The sequence below is a fragment of the Thalassolituus sp. UBA2590 genome (assembly GCF_002339775.1).
In the GTDB taxonomy this organism is placed as follows: Bacteria; Pseudomonadota; Gammaproteobacteria; order Pseudomonadales; family Oceanobacteraceae; genus Thalassolituus.
The window spans coordinates 1-18,421 of the sequence record NZ_DDKU01000159.1 but is presented as its reverse complement, the minus strand read 5'-3'; the positions used below and the strand labels follow the sequence as shown (position 1 = coordinate 18,421).

General features: G+C 51.5%; 18 protein-coding genes. 7 read left to right on the top strand and 11 right to left on the bottom strand.

All coding sequences use genetic code 11. From position 1 onward, the window contains the following. Positions 1-451, bottom strand: a 451-nt coding sequence (locus tag B2067_RS13555) for an NAD(P)-dependent oxidoreductase (RefSeq protein ID WP_301388785.1), incomplete at its 3' end; no start/stop codon positions are given. Between the two features lie 132 nt (positions 452-583). Here B2067_RS13555 and B2067_RS13550 point away from each other — a divergent pair. Further along, a complete protein-coding gene (locus B2067_RS13550; protein WP_068440605.1) occupies positions 584-1,423 on the top strand; it encodes an HDOD domain-containing protein in 840 nt (279 codons plus the stop codon). On the opposite strand, the gene B2067_RS13545 is transcribed toward B2067_RS13550, so the two are convergent. From B2067_RS13545 to B2067_RS13520, 6 genes are all read right to left on the bottom strand, one after another. Further along, positions 1,376-2,386: an alpha-L-glutamate ligase-like protein gene (locus B2067_RS13545; RefSeq protein ID WP_297533211.1), complete on the bottom strand. Its 1,011-nt coding sequence runs from the start codon at positions 2,384-2,386 to the stop codon at positions 1,376-1,378. The two genes, B2067_RS13550 and B2067_RS13545, sit on opposite strands and share 48 nt — an antisense overlap. After that, a complete protein-coding gene (locus B2067_RS13540; RefSeq protein ID WP_297533212.1) occupies positions 2,383-3,915 on the bottom strand; it encodes an inactive transglutaminase family protein in 1,533 nt (510 codons plus the stop codon). Before B2067_RS13540 ends, B2067_RS13545 begins: the two co-directional genes overlap by 4 nt. 20 nt (positions 3,916-3,935) lie before the next feature. After that, on the bottom strand, positions 3,936-4,712 hold the full coding sequence (locus B2067_RS13535; RefSeq protein WP_301388783.1) for an ATP-dependent zinc protease: 777 nt from the start codon (positions 4,710-4,712) through the stop codon (positions 3,936-3,938). Between the two features lie 83 nt (positions 4,713-4,795). Next, positions 4,796-5,263 (bottom strand): DUF2947 domain-containing protein, encoded by a 468-nt coding sequence (locus tag B2067_RS13530; protein ID WP_297533214.1) that lies wholly within the window; start codon positions 5,261-5,263, stop codon positions 4,796-4,798. Positions 5,264-5,354: 91 nt separating this feature from the next. After that, a complete protein-coding gene (thrC, locus tag B2067_RS13525) occupies positions 5,355-6,764 on the bottom strand; it encodes a threonine synthase (protein ID WP_273088439.1) in 1,410 nt (469 codons plus the stop codon). An 82-nt stretch (positions 6,765-6,846) separates the two neighbouring features. Beyond that, positions 6,847-7,353 carry a DUF3087 family protein gene (locus B2067_RS13520; RefSeq protein ID WP_301388782.1) on the bottom strand — a complete coding sequence of 169 codons (507 nt, stop codon included), beginning with the start codon at positions 7,351-7,353 and terminating at the stop codon, positions 6,847-6,849. A 205-nt stretch (positions 7,354-7,558) separates the two neighbouring features. Here B2067_RS13520 and B2067_RS13515 point away from each other — a divergent pair, with 205 nt between their 5' ends. Further along, positions 7,559-8,674, top strand: a complete 1,116-nt coding sequence (locus B2067_RS13515) for an NADH:flavin oxidoreductase (RefSeq protein ID WP_068440618.1) — start codon at positions 7,559-7,561, stop codon at positions 8,672-8,674. Between the two features lie 43 nt (positions 8,675-8,717). Here B2067_RS13515 and B2067_RS13510 read toward each other — a convergent pair whose 3' ends face one another. Beyond that, complete coding sequence (locus tag B2067_RS13510) at positions 8,718-9,113, bottom strand: hypothetical protein (protein WP_301388780.1); 396 nt, start codon at positions 9,111-9,113, stop codon at positions 8,718-8,720. A gap of 27 nt (positions 9,114-9,140) precedes the next feature. Next, complete coding sequence (locus tag B2067_RS13505) at positions 9,141-9,836, bottom strand: hypothetical protein (RefSeq protein WP_301377987.1); 696 nt, start codon at positions 9,834-9,836, stop codon at positions 9,141-9,143. Positions 9,837-9,953: 117 nt separating this feature from the next. Between B2067_RS13505 and B2067_RS13500 the strand changes: the two genes are divergently transcribed. Beyond that, positions 9,954-11,018, top strand: coding sequence for a hypothetical protein (locus B2067_RS13500; RefSeq protein WP_301388779.1), 1,065 nt, complete (start codon positions 9,954-9,956; stop codon positions 11,016-11,018). Further along, the gene (locus tag B2067_RS13495) at positions 11,012-11,725 is read left to right on the top strand and encodes a hypothetical protein (protein WP_301388777.1); all 714 of its coding nucleotides are present in this window, start codon (positions 11,012-11,014) and stop codon (positions 11,723-11,725) included. Before B2067_RS13500 ends, B2067_RS13495 begins: the two co-directional genes overlap by 7 nt. 16 nt (positions 11,726-11,741) lie before the next feature. Here the strand turns inward: B2067_RS13495 and B2067_RS13490 are convergent, their stop codons facing one another. Both B2067_RS13490 and ffh read right to left on the bottom strand, forming a co-directional pair. Further along, positions 11,742-12,161 carry a secondary thiamine-phosphate synthase enzyme YjbQ gene (locus tag B2067_RS13490; protein ID WP_301388776.1) on the bottom strand — a complete coding sequence of 140 codons (420 nt, stop codon included), beginning with the start codon at positions 12,159-12,161 and terminating at the stop codon, positions 11,742-11,744. A 189-nt stretch (positions 12,162-12,350) separates the two neighbouring features. Then, entirely contained in the window at positions 12,351-13,757 is a 1,407-nt protein-coding gene (ffh, locus tag B2067_RS13485; protein ID WP_297533220.1) for a signal recognition particle protein, read from the bottom strand. Positions 13,758-13,929: 172 nt separating this feature from the next. Between ffh and B2067_RS13480 the strand changes: the two genes are divergently transcribed. From B2067_RS13480 to metG, 3 genes are all read left to right on the top strand, one after another. Next, positions 13,930-14,730 carry a cytochrome C assembly family protein gene (locus B2067_RS13480; protein ID WP_301388775.1) on the top strand — a complete coding sequence of 267 codons (801 nt, stop codon included), beginning with the start codon at positions 13,930-13,932 and terminating at the stop codon, positions 14,728-14,730. Between the two features lie 83 nt (positions 14,731-14,813). Further along, on the top strand, positions 14,814-16,100 hold the full coding sequence (locus B2067_RS13475; RefSeq protein ID WP_301179455.1) for an HlyC/CorC family transporter: 1,287 nt from the start codon (positions 14,814-14,816) through the stop codon (positions 16,098-16,100). A gap of 109 nt (positions 16,101-16,209) precedes the next feature. Further along, the gene (metG, locus tag B2067_RS13470) at positions 16,210-18,321 is read left to right on the top strand and encodes a methionine--tRNA ligase (protein WP_301179454.1); all 2,112 of its coding nucleotides are present in this window, start codon (positions 16,210-16,212) and stop codon (positions 18,319-18,321) included. Positions 18,322-18,421: the final 100 nt, after the last annotated feature.

Sequence of the window (18,421 nt, the reverse complement as noted above, 5' to 3'; positions counted from 1 at the left end):
GCATACTATCGATCAACGCGGCGTCACCGCCTGCCATAATCGCCAGTGTGCCCTGCTCGGCACCCGCAACGCCGCCGGAGACAGGTGCGTCAATCCAGCGTATTCCTGTCTTTATTTTCAGGGCTTCTGCCATTTCTCGTGTTGCCTGCGGATCAATGCTGGAGAAATCAATCAAGACCTGACTATCACGACCTTGCTCTGTTATTCCACCGGGCCCTTCGACAATGGCGCGCACCGCACTTGTGTCTGTTACACAAGTCATCAGGATGTCGGAGTCTGAAATCAGCTCATGTAAGTGTTCACATACCCGTACGCCATGCTCTTTCAGTGGCTTGGACTTATCCGGACTGCGATTCCAGACAGAAACACTGAAGCCCGCCCGATGTAGCCGGAGGCTCATAGGCACTCCCATCAGGCCCATACCGATAAATCCAATACGTTTTGACTGCATGTCGACTCTCCAGATCCGGTGCGTATTTGAGGCCCCGAAGTTTACCATTAACGAAAGTTAACGGTTGAATCACAAGCAGATTTTGGAGCCTCGCCTATGCTTATCAGCAGTTACTCGAGAGGAAGTATAACTATGAACATGGCCTCAATTTTCGCTGAACCTAAGCAGCTCCCACATATCCCCCGCGTCGTTCAGGAACTGATGGAAAGCTTCAGAGGAGACGAGCACTCCCTGAACATCGATGACATCAGCGGCAAAGTAGCTAAAGACCAGTCGCTGACTGCCAAAGTCCTTCGTCTTGCAAACTCCGCACATTTCGGTGTACCACGTACCGTTGCTACGCCACAGGATGCAGTCATGCTTCTGGGCTTCGGCACACTGCGCACTATGGTGCTGGCATCCGGGGTAACCAGCGCGTTCTCTAAAATCGAAGGGTTCGACCAGAATGTATTCTGGAAAGACGCTTTCAGCATCGCTGAAATATCTAAGTGGATTGCAGGATTTACTCCCGAGGCAGACAAAGACACCGCCTTCACCTGCGGCATGATGCATTCGGTCGGTAACCTGCTTATCCGCATGTTTTACCCTAAAGAGGCCGCCAGTATCGACCAGGCAGAAGCCATGAGCTCGTCAAAGCGCCATACACTGGAACATGGTCATTTTGGTTACAACTCCGCGGATGTAGGTGCTGAACTGGCCAAGCGTTGGAAATTCCCGGAAATCATTCAGAACGCTATTGCCCAGCAGTACTTGCCTGAGAACTCTGAAGAATACAGTAAAGAAGCGGGCATCATTTATATCGCCAGGTACCTGAAAAGAGCCCACGACCAGAACTTATCGGAAGATGAGATCGTTGCCGGCTTCCCTCTTCAGGTGGCAGACAAAATCGGTATGAATGTGAACAAAGCCTACAGCGACCTGGCGTCACTGGGCGAGCTTCACTCCGGGCTGGACAGTCTTATCGAAGACTGATTCATCAGCAAACCACTCACGGCTGCGTCTCACGCGCTCTTCCGGTGGAAGACGCGTATCCGCAGCCGTCAGTTTATCCAGACGCCGTAAACGCGGTAACAGACCCGCATTATTTGCTAACTGAATGGCCAACCCTGGCCGTGCATTCAGCTCCAGTAACAACGGACCATGATCGCGGTCTACAACGATATCAATCCCCAGATAACCAAGCCCGGTTACGTCATAACAGCGGGAAGCCATCACCAGCAAAGCCTCCCAGTCAGGGATGGCCAATTCTCCCAGATGCTTACCCGTGTCCGGATGATTCTCTAGCAGCTGACCGTGCTGAACCGCTGCCAGGGCTTCACCGGTAGCGATATCAATACCAACACCTACAGCGCCCTGATGCAGGTTCGCCTTGCCATCCGACGCATGAGTCGACAGTCTGACCATGGCCATGACCGGATATCCTCGGCAAACGATAACCCGTATATCGGGGACACCTTCAACGGTGTAGTCATCAAAATGGTGTGCCTGATGGATCAGGGACTCGATCAGTGCCACATCCGCTGCACCGCCAAGACTGTACAAGCCCGACAGGATATTAGAAACGTGGCGTTTCAGGTCGTCGACAGTCAGCCTGCCGCCACTTGCTTTAACCCACTCATCACCATCTTTGTGCGTAACGATCAGGATGCCTTTGCCACCACTGCCCTTCGACGGCTTGATCGCGAATCCCTGATGCCCTTCAACCAGACTGGCAATTTTTTTCACCTGAGACTGCTGATCGACCACCCCAATAAGAGCAGCCATGGGAATATTCGCCGAACTCAGTGTGGTACGGGTCAGCCGTTTGTTATCCACCAGTGGGAACAGGCTACGTGGGTTATAACGACCAATATAGCGTCGGTTGCGCTCGTTCATCCCCAGCATACCAAAGCGGGACAGTGCCCACGGGGCAATAACTGACGGTAAAAACTTCAACGCTTGAGTACCGCAAAGCGATGCAGCTCAAACAGCCGGTAACCGGTGTATGAACCCAGAAGAAGTATCAGTGCCAGTACGATGAACTGGACACCCATGAAATTAAACGTGAGGTGCTGAATCAATGGGTGCTGCATCGCCCCGTAGGCCAGCACGGCAGTGATCAGGCTACCACCGCCCTGAATCATCACCTCGCGACCACCCTCTTCCTCCCAAAGGATCGACATACGTTCAATCGTCCAGGCCAGAATCACCATAGGGAAAAACATTACCTTCAGTCCTTCAGTCAGCCCCAGTTTGTATGACAGCACACTGAAGAGACTGATGATCGCGATGACCGATATGATCACCGCGGATATTCGCGCCACCAGTAGCAGGTTCAGGCGGGACAGATATCCCCGCACCACCAGCCCTGCGGCAACAACAAGAATAAATCCGACGATGCCGGTGCCGAGCGAAGTCTGCATAAAGGCAATAGCAATCAAAACAGGCATAAAAGTTCCGGAGGTCCGGATGCCCACAAGAATTCTTAGTAAGCACACTACAAGAGCGCCCACCGGTAACAGAAGGATGGTTTTGAACATCGCCTGCTCAGCCACCGGCAGGCTATGTATCGAGAAGTTGAGCAGAGAAGACTGCAGCGGCAGGCTGTCGTTCAGCGCTGAGTAGGTTGACTCTTCACGACGCAGCATCGAGAAACGAATTCGCGAATTTTCACCACCAATCACATCAAGCACAGGCGCGCCGCGCTGCTCCCATAGCAACAGCGGCTTTTCTTCGTCATCCGCCAGAGGCCGTTCGTCTTTGATCTCGTAGAGGCGGAATACTTTACTGCTGTCACCGTCCCAGACGCGCAATAACGGCGTCAGCATCTGGCGACGACGGCGGTCTTCCAGCTCCAGACCATAGACGACACTGGCGTGCACAGACGAGTTATTCAGTACTTCTGCCAGAAGATTCGGCAAGCGACCGTTGTATGCACGCTTCAGCAACTGAATATGTTGCGGTGACTCTTCTTCCGTCAGACGCTTAATCAGCTCGCGGGCGAAGCTGAAGTTATCCGACGATGCGTCCCAGGCGTCTTTAGAGAGACGGTAAATAGCGCTGCGGTAAGGCTCCTGCCAGTCAGGTTCCATCAATACAGGCGGTGTAATAATTTCAGACTGAGCCATGTCCGACTCAAGCACATCCACCTGAAAGTAGAGCTGCTGAATTCCATTGGCGCGACGTATGGTCCACTCTGCGCGGGGGTCGGGGCCGTCTACGAAGTTAAGGCCATACCCCGGCGAAGCACCAGATTGTCGCAGCAAGGTAAAGCCCGGCTGATCAGCGGGCCGCGCCATCGACACCTTCACAGGCTGATCCCCGGCTTCAAACTCGACCAGTGCTTCAACCGACCAGACCGTCTGCGTTTCACCGTGAATTAAAGGAACTTCGTACACCCAATGACGCTGCAGAATCAAAGAGACCCCAGCCAGAAGCAATAATACGATCAGTGTATAAAAGCTCAGAGTAGAGGCGGGTTTCATAAATTAGCGACCTGAGTGTTTCAGCGTTTTTTAGAACGGGGATGAATAAATTCCTGACCGACATCGACCACGGCAACGTCTTTCAGGAAGGAGCGCCCCAGCAGCACCGGATAAGACATCCGTGAACGGTCAGCAAGCGTGAATTCAGTCGGCTGGTGCAGGTTGTCACCCAGTTTCACATCAAAGACGACCACAGGGCGACGATCGACGTCATCAAAGGATGCCTGACGAATAAGAACGTTTCGCTCTAACGGAACTTCAAGGTGAATGTCGTTATCGGCATTGCCCGTATCCAGATCGAATGAGACCCAGCGCTTACCATCGCGCTCGAAACGCACGATATTGCGGGCACTGATAGAGGAAGTCTCCGCCCCGGTATCAACCCGAGCCGACAAGTAGCGCCCGGGAGGCGACAGAAAGACCCACTCCGTCGCACCCACAACAACTTTACTGTCTGCGACGGTCGTCGCCTTAGTTAATGCCGGTTGGCACTGCGGGGCAGGTGCTGGACGCGGTACCTGAGAAACCGGACGCTGAGCCAGGCGATCGATCGAGTGTGCAAGGGTCTCTAGGCGCTGCTGCTGCTCCTTTAGCGATTGCTGCATGTCATCAAAATCTGAATCACTACTCTGCGCGGGTTGGCAGTATTGCTCTAACAACACCTCAACGCCATCAAGGGTAACATTACGGTGCTCAGCACTGGGCCAGTGAGCGCACCCGGTTAAAGAGGTTAAGAAAACAACAATGACTACCGCATAAAAGCGCATACGTATTCCCGGTAAAACAGAAGCCAGCATTTAATCACAGAATTTATTCACGACGGAATGATCGGAATCACTCACCAAACACCCGTTTCCGTTCACCGAACACCCGTTTCCGTTCATCGAACACCTGTTTCAAAGGTGCCATCAGAGTGGAAGCGCGCTACCTGCATTCGGCGGCGGCCAAGCAGCAGAGGTTCGTCGTCGTAGAACAGAAAGTTCTTCCAGCATTGCCTGAACGTGCCCCAGGTCGTCTGGATGACATTGTGGCAGTCGTAGCAGAAAAAGACCGTGGTGTTATTTTCCCAGTCACCGAAATCGAGTTCTTCTGGAAGCGAGTTATCATCAGACTCCCAACGAGGCTGCCACTCGGCTTTCTCATGCCAGATTCCATTCCGGTTCGGCCAGTCATCATTCATGAAGTGCGCCGCATGCGTCGCCTCTTTGCTGATCTGCTGACGCCAGAATGCCAGTGCTGACGACTCACTTAGAGGGCGGATATCATCCAGTAGTTCCTGTGGCACAGGCAACTCCCGGTGACGAAAAATCCAGCTCTGTGGGTACTCACTGAGTAACTGATATTCCATAAGCCTTCCTGTGTAATTCGTAGACAACTGACACAAAAACGCCGCCGCTGGCCGATACCCAAACGACGGCGCTCAATACGGATATTTCTGATCAGTCGCGGAACGTGTTGTCGGCGATGAACTGCTGTACCGTTTCAAGATCTGCTGGCAATACTGACAAACGCTCTTCACGCTCCATCAGATCCGTCAGGTGATGTGGCAGCGCTGGCATCTCGTATCCTGCACGGCCTACGGCATCCTCGAACTTCACCGGATGCGCAGTACCGAGCGTGATCATCGGGATATTCGGGTTACGGCGACACTCACGCGCAGCCTTAACACCAATCGCGGTGTGCGGATCAAGCAGATAGCCTGTCTCGTTAAAGACCAGCTGCATTGTTTCAACCGTGGTCTTTTCATCGACCGCAAGACTGTCAAACAGTTCACGAGCCTTCGCCAATTTATCTTCGTCGAGAGAGACAACATCATCACGGGCATTCATTTTCGCCATCAGGCCAGCAAGCTTGGCACCGTCACGGTCGTACAGGTCGAACAACAGACGTTCAAAGTTACTGGACACCGCGATATCCATAGAAGGTGTGATCGTATGCTTCAGAGGACGAACTTCGTATTGGTTCTTGCTCATCAGGCGGTGCAGTACATCATTGTTATTTGTAGCAATGATCAGCTGCTCGATCGGCAGACCCATCTTACGCGCCATGTAACCCGCGAAAATATCACCGAAGTTACCGGTCGGCACAGAGTACGCCATCGGACGCAGAGGACCGCCCAGATTGAGGCTTGAATAGAAGTAGTAAACGATCTGGGCCATGATGCGTGCCCAGTTAATGCTGTTGACCGCAACCAGTTTGCGCTCACCACGAAGGAAGCTCTGATCGCCAAAACTGGCTTTGACCATGTCCTGAGCCTGATCGAAGTTACCTTCGATGGCGATGTTGTAAATGTTGTCACCTTCAACGGTCGTCATCTGGCGACGCTGAACTTCTGATACCTTGCCATATGGGTGAAGGATAAAGATATCGACATTGTCGCAGGCTTTGGTGCCTTCGATGGCCGCTGAACCGGTATCACCCGACGTCGCACCCATAATCACGACTTTCTCCTGACGACGCGTTACCACGTAATCAAGCAAGCGCCCAAGCAACTGCAGTGCGAAATCCTTAAACGCCAGCGTCGGACCGTGAAACAGCTCAAGAACGTACTCGTTATGATCCAGCTGCTGCAGCGGAGCAATCGCCTTGTGACCGAAGTTAGTGTTGTTGTATACGTCTTCAAGCATGCCTTTCAGGGCGTCTGAATCAACACAACCTTCAACAAACGGATAGACAATCTTATGCGCCAGCTCGGTGTATGGCAGGTCACGCCATGATTCGATCTCTTCAAGCGTGTAGTGCGGTGCTTCCTTTGGTACGTAAAGGCCGCCATCAGACGCCAGCCCTGTCAGCAGGACATCCTCAAAAGTAAGTTCCGGCGCATTACCGCGCGTGGAGATATATTTCATCATGGTTGTAGAACCTAAACTGGTGCTCAGAAAATTGCGCGTAGTTTACATGCTTTGACGGCGTTACGCACCCGCGCGGCGGTCACGACAGCCGCTCTAACAGTTCGGGCCGGTAGTCGTCATGGGTAACCCCCGGCGCCTCGTTTTCAATGCGGGATTTCAACTCATCCAACTGTTTAACAAGCTCAGACATCGTCAGAGTGTTGTCATCAAGGTCGTACACCTGACGCGAGCCCTCAAGGCTATACAACTTGATGATCAGCGCGTCGCGACTGCCCGCTTCCAGCGCCTGATCCAGTGATTTCGTCTTACGGTAAATCCGGTTCAGCTCCTGCTTAAGCTTCCAGACATAATTAACCTCATCGAAATACGGCGTATCGCGAAGCCTGAACAACACGAAAGTAACGATGGCTACGCCGGTCGCCACCCCCGCAGCATTGAGCGCCAGACTGGATTCTCCGCCGGCAAAAAGATAACGGTATAATTCTGCGAACCCCAGACTCGTTGCGAACAAGCCTGCGATCATTGCCCACTGGATGCGTGAACGACGCTCCTGATAACGTGCTTTATCGATTTTTTTCAGTTTCATATTTTCTCAGTTTCACACTTGTCCGGTTAACTCTCTGTTTAACGCCGGCATCGTAACCGTCCCGAACGCATTCGCAACAGTGTTTTTCAGATCACCTCACTCTTATATGGCACAAATAGCTCGATACCGGGCGGGAATGCAGTGTTAGAGTCCAATGTCAGAGTGCCATCACTCACTACCGATAACAGCAAAAAACGGAGCCCTCATGAGTACCACAGATGCACTGTTTCAACCGATAACGCTTGGCAAGCTCGAACTCAGCAACCGTATCGTCATGGCGCCCATGACCCGCACCTACTCGCCGGGAAACGTGCCTAACGACCTGAACGTCGCCTATTACGAACGACGTGCAGCGAACGGAGTCGGTCTCATCATTACCGAGGGCACCTGTGTCGGACATAAAGGCGCAAACGGTTATGCCCGCGTTCCATTTATCTACGGTGAAGAAGCCTTAGCCGGCTGGAAGAAAGTGGTAGACGCTGTGCACGCTAAAGGCGGCAAAATCGCTCCTCAGCTATGGCACGTAGGTGCTGTCCGCAAAGAAGGTACAGAGCCTGATCCATCCGTGCCCGGCTACAGCCCATCGGGCCTTTTCAAGCCCGGCCGCGAAACCGGCGTAGCAATGACTAAAGACGATATCAACGACGTCATCGAAGCCTTTGCTCAAGCCGCTGAGGATTCACAGCGCATTGGTTTTGATGCGGTTGAGGTTCATGGCGCTCATGGTTACCTGATCGATCAATTCTTCTGGGAAGGAACTAATCAGCGCGATGATGAGTACGGTGGTGACCAGGTCGCACGTACCCGTTTTGCCTGTGAGATCGTTCAGGCGATCCGGGATCGGGTCGGGCCTGATTTCCCGATTATTTTCCGCTTCTCTCAATGGAAGCAACAAGACTACAGCGCACGCATGTGTAATACACCAGAAGAGCTTGATGCGTTCCTGAAGCCGCTGGTAAATGCAGGCGTTGATATATTCCACTGCTCTACCCGTCGCTTCTGGGAAAAAGAGTTCGAAGGCTCTGATATGAATCTTGCTGGCTGGACCAGAAAACTGACCGGAAAACCTGCGATCACTGTCGGCAGTGTAGGTCTGAATGCCGGCTTTATTGACGAAGATAAGCGCGACATGATTGACGCGTCGGGCGTTGCCCATGGCAACATTAATGAACTGGCCGAACGCTTAGGTAATGATGAGTTCGACCTCGTCGCGGTAGGCCGTGCTCTGCTGCAAGACCCTGAATGGGTAATAAAAGTTCGTGAAGGGCGCTTTGACGAGCTGACGGATTACAGTAAGAAAGCGTTGATGGAATTAAAATAAGTCCATCGGTGCAGCATCACAGATTCGTGATGCTGCACTTCATTTACTCAGCCAACTGCCAACCGTTTTCAGTATCACGAAAACGAAATTCGGCTCGCTCCGTTACTTTCTGCCCTTTCTCGAACTTTCCATACTGCATTGATAGTGAGAGCAATCCGAAACCGTTGAAAAAACTACCTACCAGGTTATCCGGCGTCTCGTCTTGTAACGATTCACTAAAGGTTTTGTAGTCGGTCAGGAATTCCAGCTCATAGCGAACATCGGCCACATAAAACTCCTGATCCTTCCAGCCATTTAACTTTTCTACACTCACTACCCGAATCATATTGCTGACTGTCTTCTGCTGTGCAACAGACTCTTCAATCAGGGTGTCTGAAGGTGTGCCGCTACAGGCTGTGAGTACAATACACACACATAGCATCAATAGAGTTCTGAACATTGTTGTCCTCATTATTTCTGGGAGTCATTATTCCGCTAAAACAGATTTAACTATAAGTAATCGGGTGTCATCGGTTTTGGCCAGATACTCACCTTCATCAGGATAGAAAAGACTGCCGCGGAGAATCGTATGATTTCCTGCTTCCAGTTCACCTTGAAATAAGTAGCAAAGCCAGCCGTCCTGAAGTGACAGCAGTTCCTTTTCCATGAGACAAGAGATACTTAGTTCGGTATCTATACCCTGATACACAGTTGTCAGGCCACGACCAACATCGATGACAGTCTGGCTCGCCCTCTCGGAAACGCTACCTGCCGGTTGAAGCCAAAGCTGTACCATACCCACAATATCAGCATCTGGGTTGATTTCATTGTGCATAAAACCGGATTTTCCCGAGCGTTGCACCATAACCTGCCCGGCTTTAATTTCGACTAAGCCTTGAGTACTGTCTTCAGCTACGCTATCCGGTTGTACCTCTGCCGAGCCTTCATGATGAAGACGCCCGCGGGTAACGATACTGACAATATCGATGTCGCTGTGTTGATGACGCCCAGTGCTGCCACCCGGCTTAAAGTACGCGTGCGCAAGATACATTAACTGGCCCAAGCCCTCCCAGGTATCCTCACGCTTCTGATATCCGAACTGACGCGAGTCCATCACCAGAATGCGTTCTCTCACGCCCGCAAAACCGACGATATCCAGAGTGTCGTAATTTAACAGTCTCATAAGAAGTTGCTCTGCAAAAAAACGTCCAACGAATCCTGAGTGTGTGTTGTTTGGGGCCAGACCGACTGGTATTCTTGCACACCAATAGGACAGCAAAGCTGACAGGGAGCCTCAATAGTGTCAATGATCGTACATCACCGCCGTAAACTCGCCTACACTCTGGGCAGCAAAGCCGACACACGCCAGTTTATTCCATTTTCAAAGAACACCAATACCAACCGAGGCCGCAAAGTCTTTATCGACGCTGCTCTGGCGCCTTTGTTTGCTCATGCCTTTCAATCGGATGAAGCCAGCGCATTACAAATGACCTCCAAAATTGAGCAGCTGGGCGCTTTAGGTGGCAATGTCACTGCCAACCAGAATACAGGTACGCCATTCGAATATATGGAGAATATTGGCAAGCTGGCGATTTACTATCAGATTCATCAAGGGTCTAAAGACAATAAAACTCCTGCTGGGGTGTATATCACAGGTGTTCAACTGGCATCAGAGGAAGGTGCAGACAAGGCTGGTCTCTATCAAAACCTGAGAGGCGAACATAGATACGTTACTTCAAAGATTGCCGAGCATGAGCAAGGTTTCGTCAAAGCTCAAACAAGCGTAATAGAGGCGGCAGATACGCTTCAAACTCTTGTCGGGGTTGACGGCTGGGAGGTTCCAAACAGTTTTAATTTTTTCTATATTCCAGCCGCGATTGAGAATGAGATGGGGTTGTGGATGACACCTGAGTCACGAGCCATGCGCCCGGCTGTGGTTGCGAAAGAACTTGCCAGTGTATTAAGTGAAACACAGAAGCACCGTAGTAATGGTAAACCGATAAAATGGCAGATCGAGGGTGACACGGTTAAGTTACTGCAATTAGCCGTAGAGCACTTACCCAATCTACTAGATAAACACCACTTTATACTGACAAACCCCGTCGCTGACACCGCTCAGGTCGTTAATGCATTTCAGCGCCGAGGTGCCCAAATAGAGGGTAAACTCACCGATAATAAAAGGGCGTTGGCAGCGGCAAAAGTATCATCAGAAAGAAGTTCGTCTAATACCGATCTGAAGGAGGCATTGGCCAAAGCTGGATCAGGTTCAAACACGGCCCTCTCAAACTACAACTCAAGTACTGGAAGCATAAAATCCAGCTTTATTGAATACGTTAAGAATTTAACTGGGACACTGGCATGGTAAAGCTTCTTACAGGACCAGATTTCTCGGACCAGGTAATATTCACGTTCACTACTGACGTAGCCAGTATATACATCTCTGTTCCGGCTGCGAGCATAGAAAAAACCAAGTCCTGTGACACAGAAATTGGCTCACTGTCGGACCATGCAACGTACGATGTACCGTCAGAAGACTGGATGTCTTCTAAGCGTGTTATGAGAAGTTCTTTTCAATACTATCGGGAAAGTTCCGGTTTAGAACTATGCTCTACCAAAGTGATGATACAAATCATTCAGATTAGTAAAGAAGAACCGGTAAAAACCTTGCTGACTGGTGATGATGTAAAGAATCTATTAATTAAGATAAAAAATCGGCTCAAGGAGGAACTGATAGCGGAAGACTTCAACCAGGATTTCTTTGTCTTTCCAAACTCAGTTGATGAAGCTGAACAACTGAATGCTAACAATATTAATTGGTCATACATCAGGGCAGGCTATGTTGAACTTGGCCCACCAAAGCTATGTTTCGCTACTCCCCTTAATTCAAATAACCTGTTATTGATTGAAGCCAACACTGGAAGTTACAACTTCGTACTACCAGACGGTCAACAGGAAACAATGATTGAAGAAGCCGAAGCCGACCTGTTCGATTTCATCAAATCCATCCGCATCGAATTCTCGCCAGAGATTCAGGCTCATATCGACGAAGCCAGAGCCACTGAAAGCGTCTGACGATTTAGTTCAGGCACTACCCACCCTGCAGAGTAAGTACTAACCGACGACTACCACCGTAATCACGGTGCTCGCACAGGTATATTCCCTGCCAGGTCCCCAGAGCGAGCCTGCCATTCGTCACTGGAATGGTAAGAGATGGTCCAAGCAAGCTGGATTTAATATGGGCGGGCAGATCGTCAGGGCCTTCGTCATTGTGTTTGTAGTATGGCTGATTTTCAGGCACCAACCGGCTGAACACTTCTTCAAAGTCCACTCTCACTGTCGGGTCAGCGTTTTCGTTAATTGTCAGAGACGCTGAGGTGTGTTGAATAAACACATGAAGCAGACCAACGGAAACATTGGCAAGCTCATGCAACGCCTGTTCAATCTCACGGGTAATTAAATGAAAGCCGCGAGCGCGAGCTTTTAACTGGATGGTTTTCTGGGTCCACATAGGCGACACCTTGTGTCAGAAAATAAGTGATATTCAGAGCGGGATATATCTATGAAATGAAGAAGCGTCAGCGAGGCCGCAACAACATGGCGCAGAATTTTATGGAAGCGGAGCGTATTGTAATACGTGAGCATTCCCGAAAACTCTGCAACACAGTTGTTGCAACGCAGCTAGCTTCGGGCCAGCTGCTTAGCGCATCATAGGAGGCATCCCACCCGGCGGCATACCACCACCGCCCGGACCACCTGGTCCTCCCATGCCGCCCATAGCGCGCATCATTTTCTTCATGCCACCTTTGGCCGTGACCTTTTTCATCATTTTCTGCATTTGCTTGTGCTGCTTCAGAACGCGATTCACATCCTGAATCTGCGTACCAGAACCCGCTGCAATACGCTTTTTACGCGAGCCATTGATTTTGTCCGGGAAGCGGCGCTCATCAAGGGTCATAGAGAAAATGATGGATTCCATCTGCTTAAACTGGCCTTCCGCAGCGGTCGTCTGCTTGGCCATTGCACCCAGGTTACCCATACCCGGCAGCTTATCCAGCATACCCGTCAGGCCACCCATGTTTTTCATCTGCTGAATCTGATCAAGGAAGTCTTCCAGATCGAAGCCTTTGCCTGTTTTCAGTTTCTTGGCGAGCTTGTCGGCTTTCGACTTATCGATCTTACGTTCTGCTTCTTCGATCAGGGTGAGAACGTCGCCCATATCGAGAATACGTGAAGCAACACGATCAGGGTGGAAAGGCTCGAGCGCGTCGGTCTTTTCGCCCATACCCATAAACTTGATCGGTTTGCCCGTAATATGGCGCACTGACAGAGCAGCACCACCGCGCGCATCACCGTCCGCTTTGGTCAGCACGACACCGGTCAGAGGCAAGGCATCATTAAATGCTTTAGCTGTATTCGCAGCGTCCTGACCTGTCATCGCGTCGACAACAAAGAGAGTCTCTATCGGCGTAATAGCAGCGTGGAGATCCTTAATCTCACCCATCATCTGCTCATCGACCGTCAGGCGACCCGCGGTATCCACCAGCAGAACATCGTACGCACCACGGCGGGCAGCATCGATGGCGCCTTTAGCGATATCGATCGGTTTTTCATCTGCCGTCGATGGGTGAAAGCCGGCACCGACTTCATTCGCCAGAGTTTCAAGCTGTTTGATCGCCGCAGGACGATACACGTCCGCAGAAACCACCATCACTTTCTTTTTCTCGCGCTCAGCAAGATACTTCGCAAGCTTACCAACGGTCGTTGTTTTACCTGCGCCCTGCAGACCCGCCATCATCACGATGGCTGGAGGCTGTGTCGCCAGATTCAGTTTCTCGTTGGCTTCGCCCATGACACTTTGCAGTTCTTCATGGACGATTTTCAGGAATACCTGCCCAGGGTTGAGGCTCTTCAGTACATCGGTACCGACAGCACGCTCTTTGACCTGCGCGGTAAAATCTTTTACGACCGGCAGGGCCACGTCGGCTTCCAACAGCGCCATGCGCACTTCACGCATGGTGCCTTTGATATTCTCTTCGGTCAGCTTCGCCTGGCCAGTAATGCCTTTTAAGGCACTGCCCAAGCGGTCGGTAAGGCTTTCAAACATCTTGATGACTCTGTCTGACGGTAAATAAATAAGTGGGCAAGTATACCGCGTTGGCCTTCAGGTTCCCAATGCTGCGGCGCGGAGCTTTGCAAGTAGCCCGGGCTGGCATGATTGCACTTCCTTGAGGTGGCCCCTTATGCGACACTGGCGCTATTCGTGTTGGGGAAGTTTCATGACAGCATTAGCGTTGGCAGTACCGGCTGCCGGTTTTTATCTGTTTGCTGCTTTGCGCCAGCTACTTGTCATCAAGGGCAGCAAAGCACCACAGCGAGGCCTGTTGCTGGGCTTTGCATCAATTGGCGCACTTCTGCACCTGGCCTCACTGTCTGTCACGCTGGTCAGTGAACATGCTCTCAATATGGCCATGTTTCAGGTCGGTTCGCTGATCGCACTGATTATTACCCTGCTTCTTTTGTTTTCAGCCTGGCGTAAACCCGTCGATAATCTGTTCACTGGCCTGCTGCCAATGGGCGCGGTTGTCGCAATTCTGGGGGCGGTGATCCAACATCAGGTGCTGTTAACGGACCTGAGTTACGCGCTGATCTGGCACATACTGCTATCGATTGTTGCCTTCAGCCTGTTCACCATCGCGTCCGTGCAGGCGATTCTGGTCATTCTTCAGGACAGAAACCTGCGGAAGCATCAGACCCGAGGCCTGATACGCTCCCTACCACCGCTGCAGACCATGGATGCTCTGTTATTCGAAATTCTGTGGTTGGCGATGCTACTGCTTACCGCCTCTTTCATTGTCGGCTTGCCAGCCGTCGAGAGCCTTAGCAATCAACACCTGATCCATAAAGTGGCATTCTCACTGGTCGGTTGGATTGTGTTTGCGACTCTCCTCTTCGGTCGATACCGTTTCGGCTGGCGCGGCCCCGTCGCCAGCAAATGGACACTGGCCGGCAATGGCTTTCTGATTCTCGCCTACTTTGGTACTCAGTTTGTACTGGAGTATGTTCTCGACCGGGCCTGAGCGTTCAACCCGGTCAGCACCTGCTTGACACCCTAACGTCAGTGCCTATGATGGCGGAATCGTATCAGTTATAGGACACCGTCTTGAACGACGTTCCCTTGAGTGTGCTCTTCGGCATACTTGCTCTTTTAATCGTGTTGTCAGGTTTCTTCTCAAGCTCTGAAACCGGCATGATGTCTCTCAACCGCTACCGTCTGCGCCACCTCGCCAAGAGTAAGCACAAAGGAGCCATGCGCTCGGTTAAGCTTCTTGAGAAGCCAGACCGGATGATCGGTACCATTCTCACCGGCAACAATCTGGTGAACTTTGCTGCGGCTGCCTTAGCAACCATCATCAGCCAGCGGCTATGGCCGGACAATCCGGATCTGGCGGTGTTCGTAAACACCATACTGTTCACCCTGATTGTGTTGATCTTCGCAGAACTGACACCGAAGACTCTGGCAGCGATTGCGCCGGAGAAAATCGCCTTCCCGGCCTCATCGATCCTTTTGTGGCTGCAATGGGCGCTTCATCCAGCGGTGTGGTTTGTTAATACTATTGCCAACTGGTTGCTTAAACTGGTTCGTGTTGATGTCGCCAATGCGACACCAGACAACCTGAGTACCGAAGAACTGCGTACCGTAGTCCGCGAAGCGGGCTCTATGATACCGAAACGTCACCAGCACATGCTGATCTCCATTCTTGACCTGGAGAAGATGACGGTGAACGACATTATGGTGCCGCGAAACGAAGTGGTGGGTATCGACCTCGACGACCCGCTGAGCGACATCATTCAGCAGCTGCGTACCACGCAACACACGCGCCTGCCTGTCTTCCGCGGAGACATCAACAATGTCGTCGGCGTTCTGCATACCCGGAATATCAGCCGCTTTCTTTCATCCGGTGAATATCTGAAAGAAGACATCGAAAAGCTTTCGCGCGAGCCTTACTTCATCCCTGAGAGCACGCCTCTGCATACCCAGTTGTTTAACTTTCAGAAGTATCAGCGTCGCATTGCACTTGTGGTCGATGAATACGGTGATGTTCATGGCATCTGCACTCTCGAGGACATTCTCGAAGAGATCGTCGGCGAGTTTACGACCGATGTTGCCGCAGCCAGCTCGCCGGATGTTCATCCGCAGGAAGACGGCAGTTTCATCATTGATGGCACCGCTTTCGTCCGCGATGTAAACAAGTCGATGCACTGGGAATTACCGATTGATGGGCCGAAATCCGTGAGCGGCCTGATCGTCGAGTACCTGGAGCATATTCCTGAATCTCCCGTCTGCCTCCGCATTGGCCGCTACCGTATTGAAATCATGCAGATCAAAGACAACACGATACGCAGTGCCAAAGTAACGATTGACCCGAATATCCGCGACGACGACTGACAGGTTTTTCTGACCTGCGAATGTCCGCCGATGCCGCTGGGGTATAACTGCCCCAGCGGAGCCGCTACAATATGACCCCACTTTTTCAGAGCCACCGAAACGAATTGTCATGACCGATCAGAACGCTCGCAAAATACTAGTTACCAGTGCCCTGCCCTACGCAAACGGCTCCATTCACCTTGGCCACCTGCTGGAATACATTCAGACAGACATCTGGGTCCGCTTCCAGAAAGCGCGCGGACACATGTGTACCTATGTCTGTGCGGATGACGCCCACGGCACAGCCATCATGCTGCGTGCTGAGAAAGAAGGCATCAGCCCTGAAGAGCAGATTGCCCGCGTTAAAGCCGAGCACGAAACCGATTTTGCCGACTTCCAGATCGCGTTCGATAATTTTCACAGCACTCATAGTGAAGAAAACCGGGAACTGTCTGCGACTATCTACAAAGCATGCCGCGACAAAGGCCATATCGCTACCCGCAACATCAAACAGCTTTATGATCCCGTTAAAGAGCTGTTTCTGGCAGATCGCTACATCAAGGGTAACTGCCCTAAGTGCGATGCCGAAGATCAATATGGCGACAACTGTGAGGTGTGCGGCGCGACTTACACCCCAGCCGAACTGAAGAAGCCATACTCTGTTATCTCAGGTGCTACCCCAGTAGAAAAAGAGTCCGAGCACTTCTTCTTTAAACTGCCGGATTTTCAGGACTTTCTGAAAGAATGGACACGTTCTGGCACCTTACAGGACGAAGTCGCTAACAAGCTGTCAGAGTGGCTGGACTCGGGGCTGCAGGAATGGGATATCTCCCGTGATGCACCTTACTTTGGTTTTGAGATTCCAGATGCACCAGGCAAGTACTTTTATGTCTGGCTTGATGCCCCAATCGGCTATATGGCGAGCTTCAAAAACCTGTGTGATCGCCGCGAAGATCTGAGCTTCGATGATTACTGGAAGCCGGATTCCGATGCCGAGGTTTATCACTTTATCGGTAAAGACATCATTAACTTCCACGCGCTGTTCTGGCCATCCATGCTGTCAGCTGCAGACTTCCGTACCCCAACCGCCGTCAACGCTCACGGATTCGTGACTGTTAATGGTGCCAAGATGTCTAAGTCACGTGGCACCTTTATCAAGGCACGTACGTACCTGAACCACCTGAATCCAACGTATCTGCGCTACTACTTTGCCGCTAAGCTGGGTAGCAGCGTCGATGACTTCGATCTCAACCTCGAAGACTTCGTCCAGCGCGTTAATTCCGACCTGGTGAACAAGCTGATCAACATTGCCAGCCGCACCGCGAACTTCATCAAGAAGTCCGGTGGCGTACTCAGTGAGAACTGTGCTGAGGAAGCCATGGTGAATGACTTCATTAACGCCGGCGACCAGATCGCAGAATTGTATGAGAAGCGCGAATTCAGCCGCGCCATGAAAGAAATCATGACACTCGCTGATCGTGCCAACGAATACATTCAGGCAAAAGCGCCATGGGCCATGTCGAAAGAAGAAGGCCGCGAACAGGAAGTACTGGAAGTCTGCTCTGTTGCGGTGAACCTTTTCCGTCAGCTGATGACCTACCTTTCACCAGTGCTGCCTGAACTTGCTGATAAAACCGCAGCCTTCCTCAACCTTGAATCACTGGGTTGGGAAGATCGCCGCAGCATCCTGACTGGCCATGCGATTAATAAGTTCAAGCCTATGCTGGCTCGAGCTGAAATGGACAAGGTCACCGCCATTCTGGAAGAAACCAAAACCGAACTCGAAAAAGAGAACGGTGGCGCAGCGGCTGCAAAAAATCAGAAAGCCGACAAAAAAGCAGATAAGAAAGCTGAAAAGAAGGCCAAGAACAAAGGGCCAGAGCTCAGAGAAGATGGCAATGAAGTAATCGCCGACACTATCGAATTCCCGGACTTTGCCAAGGTCGATCTGCGAATCGCCCGAATTATCAAAGCCGACCACGTTGATGGTGCAGACAAACTTCTGCAGCTGACTCTGGATATTGGCAATGGCGAAACCAGGAACGTATTCTCAGGTATTAAAGCGGCCTATAAGCCAGAAGACCTGGAAGGCAAACTGACTGTAATGGTCGCGAACCTGGCTCCGCGTAAAATGAAGTTTGGTCTGTCAGAAGGCATGGTGCTTGCCGCCGGCCCTGGCGGCAGCGAAATCTACCTACTTGAACCGCACGACGGCGCCCAACCGGGCATGAGGGTAATGTAATGAAAGCATTAATCACGGTATTGTCGGCCATGCTGCTGACCTTAGGTGTAGTGAGTGAAGCTCACGCGAAACGGTTTGGTAGCGGCGGCCTTGGGAAAAG

Bases quoted from the DNA above. Each gene is read 5' to 3' on its own strand.
- thrC (WP_273088439.1), bottom strand. From the start codon at position 6,764: ATGAAATATATCTCCACGCGCGGTAATGCGCCGGAACTTACTTTTGAG.
- B2067_RS13535 (WP_301388783.1), bottom strand. From the start codon at position 4,712: ATGCTGGCTTCTGTTTTACCGGGAATACGTATGCGCTTTTATGCGGTA.
- ffh (WP_297533220.1), bottom strand. From the start codon at position 13,757: ATGTTTGAAAGCCTTACCGACCGCTTGGGCAGTGCCTTAAAAGGCATT.
- B2067_RS13480 (WP_301388775.1), top strand. From the start codon at position 13,930: ATGACAGCATTAGCGTTGGCAGTACCGGCTGCCGGTTTTTATCTGTTT.
- metG (WP_301179454.1), top strand. From the start codon at position 16,210: ATGACCGATCAGAACGCTCGCAAAATACTAGTTACCAGTGCCCTGCCC.
- B2067_RS13540 (WP_297533212.1), bottom strand. From the start codon at position 3,915: ATGAAACCCGCCTCTACTCTGAGCTTTTATACACTGATCGTATTATTG.
- B2067_RS13530 (WP_297533214.1), bottom strand. From the start codon at position 5,263: ATGGAATATCAGTTACTCAGTGAGTACCCACAGAGCTGGATTTTTCGT.
- B2067_RS13490 (WP_301388776.1), bottom strand. From the start codon at position 12,161: ATGTGGACCCAGAAAACCATCCAGTTAAAAGCTCGCGCTCGCGGCTTT.
- B2067_RS13520 (WP_301388782.1), bottom strand. From the start codon at position 7,353: ATGAAACTGAAAAAAATCGATAAAGCACGTTATCAGGAGCGTCGTTCA.
- B2067_RS13510 (WP_301388780.1), bottom strand. From the start codon at position 9,113: ATGTTCAGAACTCTATTGATGCTATGTGTGTGTATTGTACTCACAGCC.
- B2067_RS13550 (WP_068440605.1), top strand. From the start codon at position 584: ATGAACATGGCCTCAATTTTCGCTGAACCTAAGCAGCTCCCACATATC.
- B2067_RS13515 (WP_068440618.1), top strand. From the start codon at position 7,559: ATGAGTACCACAGATGCACTGTTTCAACCGATAACGCTTGGCAAGCTC.
- B2067_RS13495 (WP_301388777.1), top strand. From the start codon at position 11,012: ATGGTAAAGCTTCTTACAGGACCAGATTTCTCGGACCAGGTAATATTC.
- B2067_RS13505 (WP_301377987.1), bottom strand. From the start codon at position 9,836: ATGAGACTGTTAAATTACGACACTCTGGATATCGTCGGTTTTGCGGGC.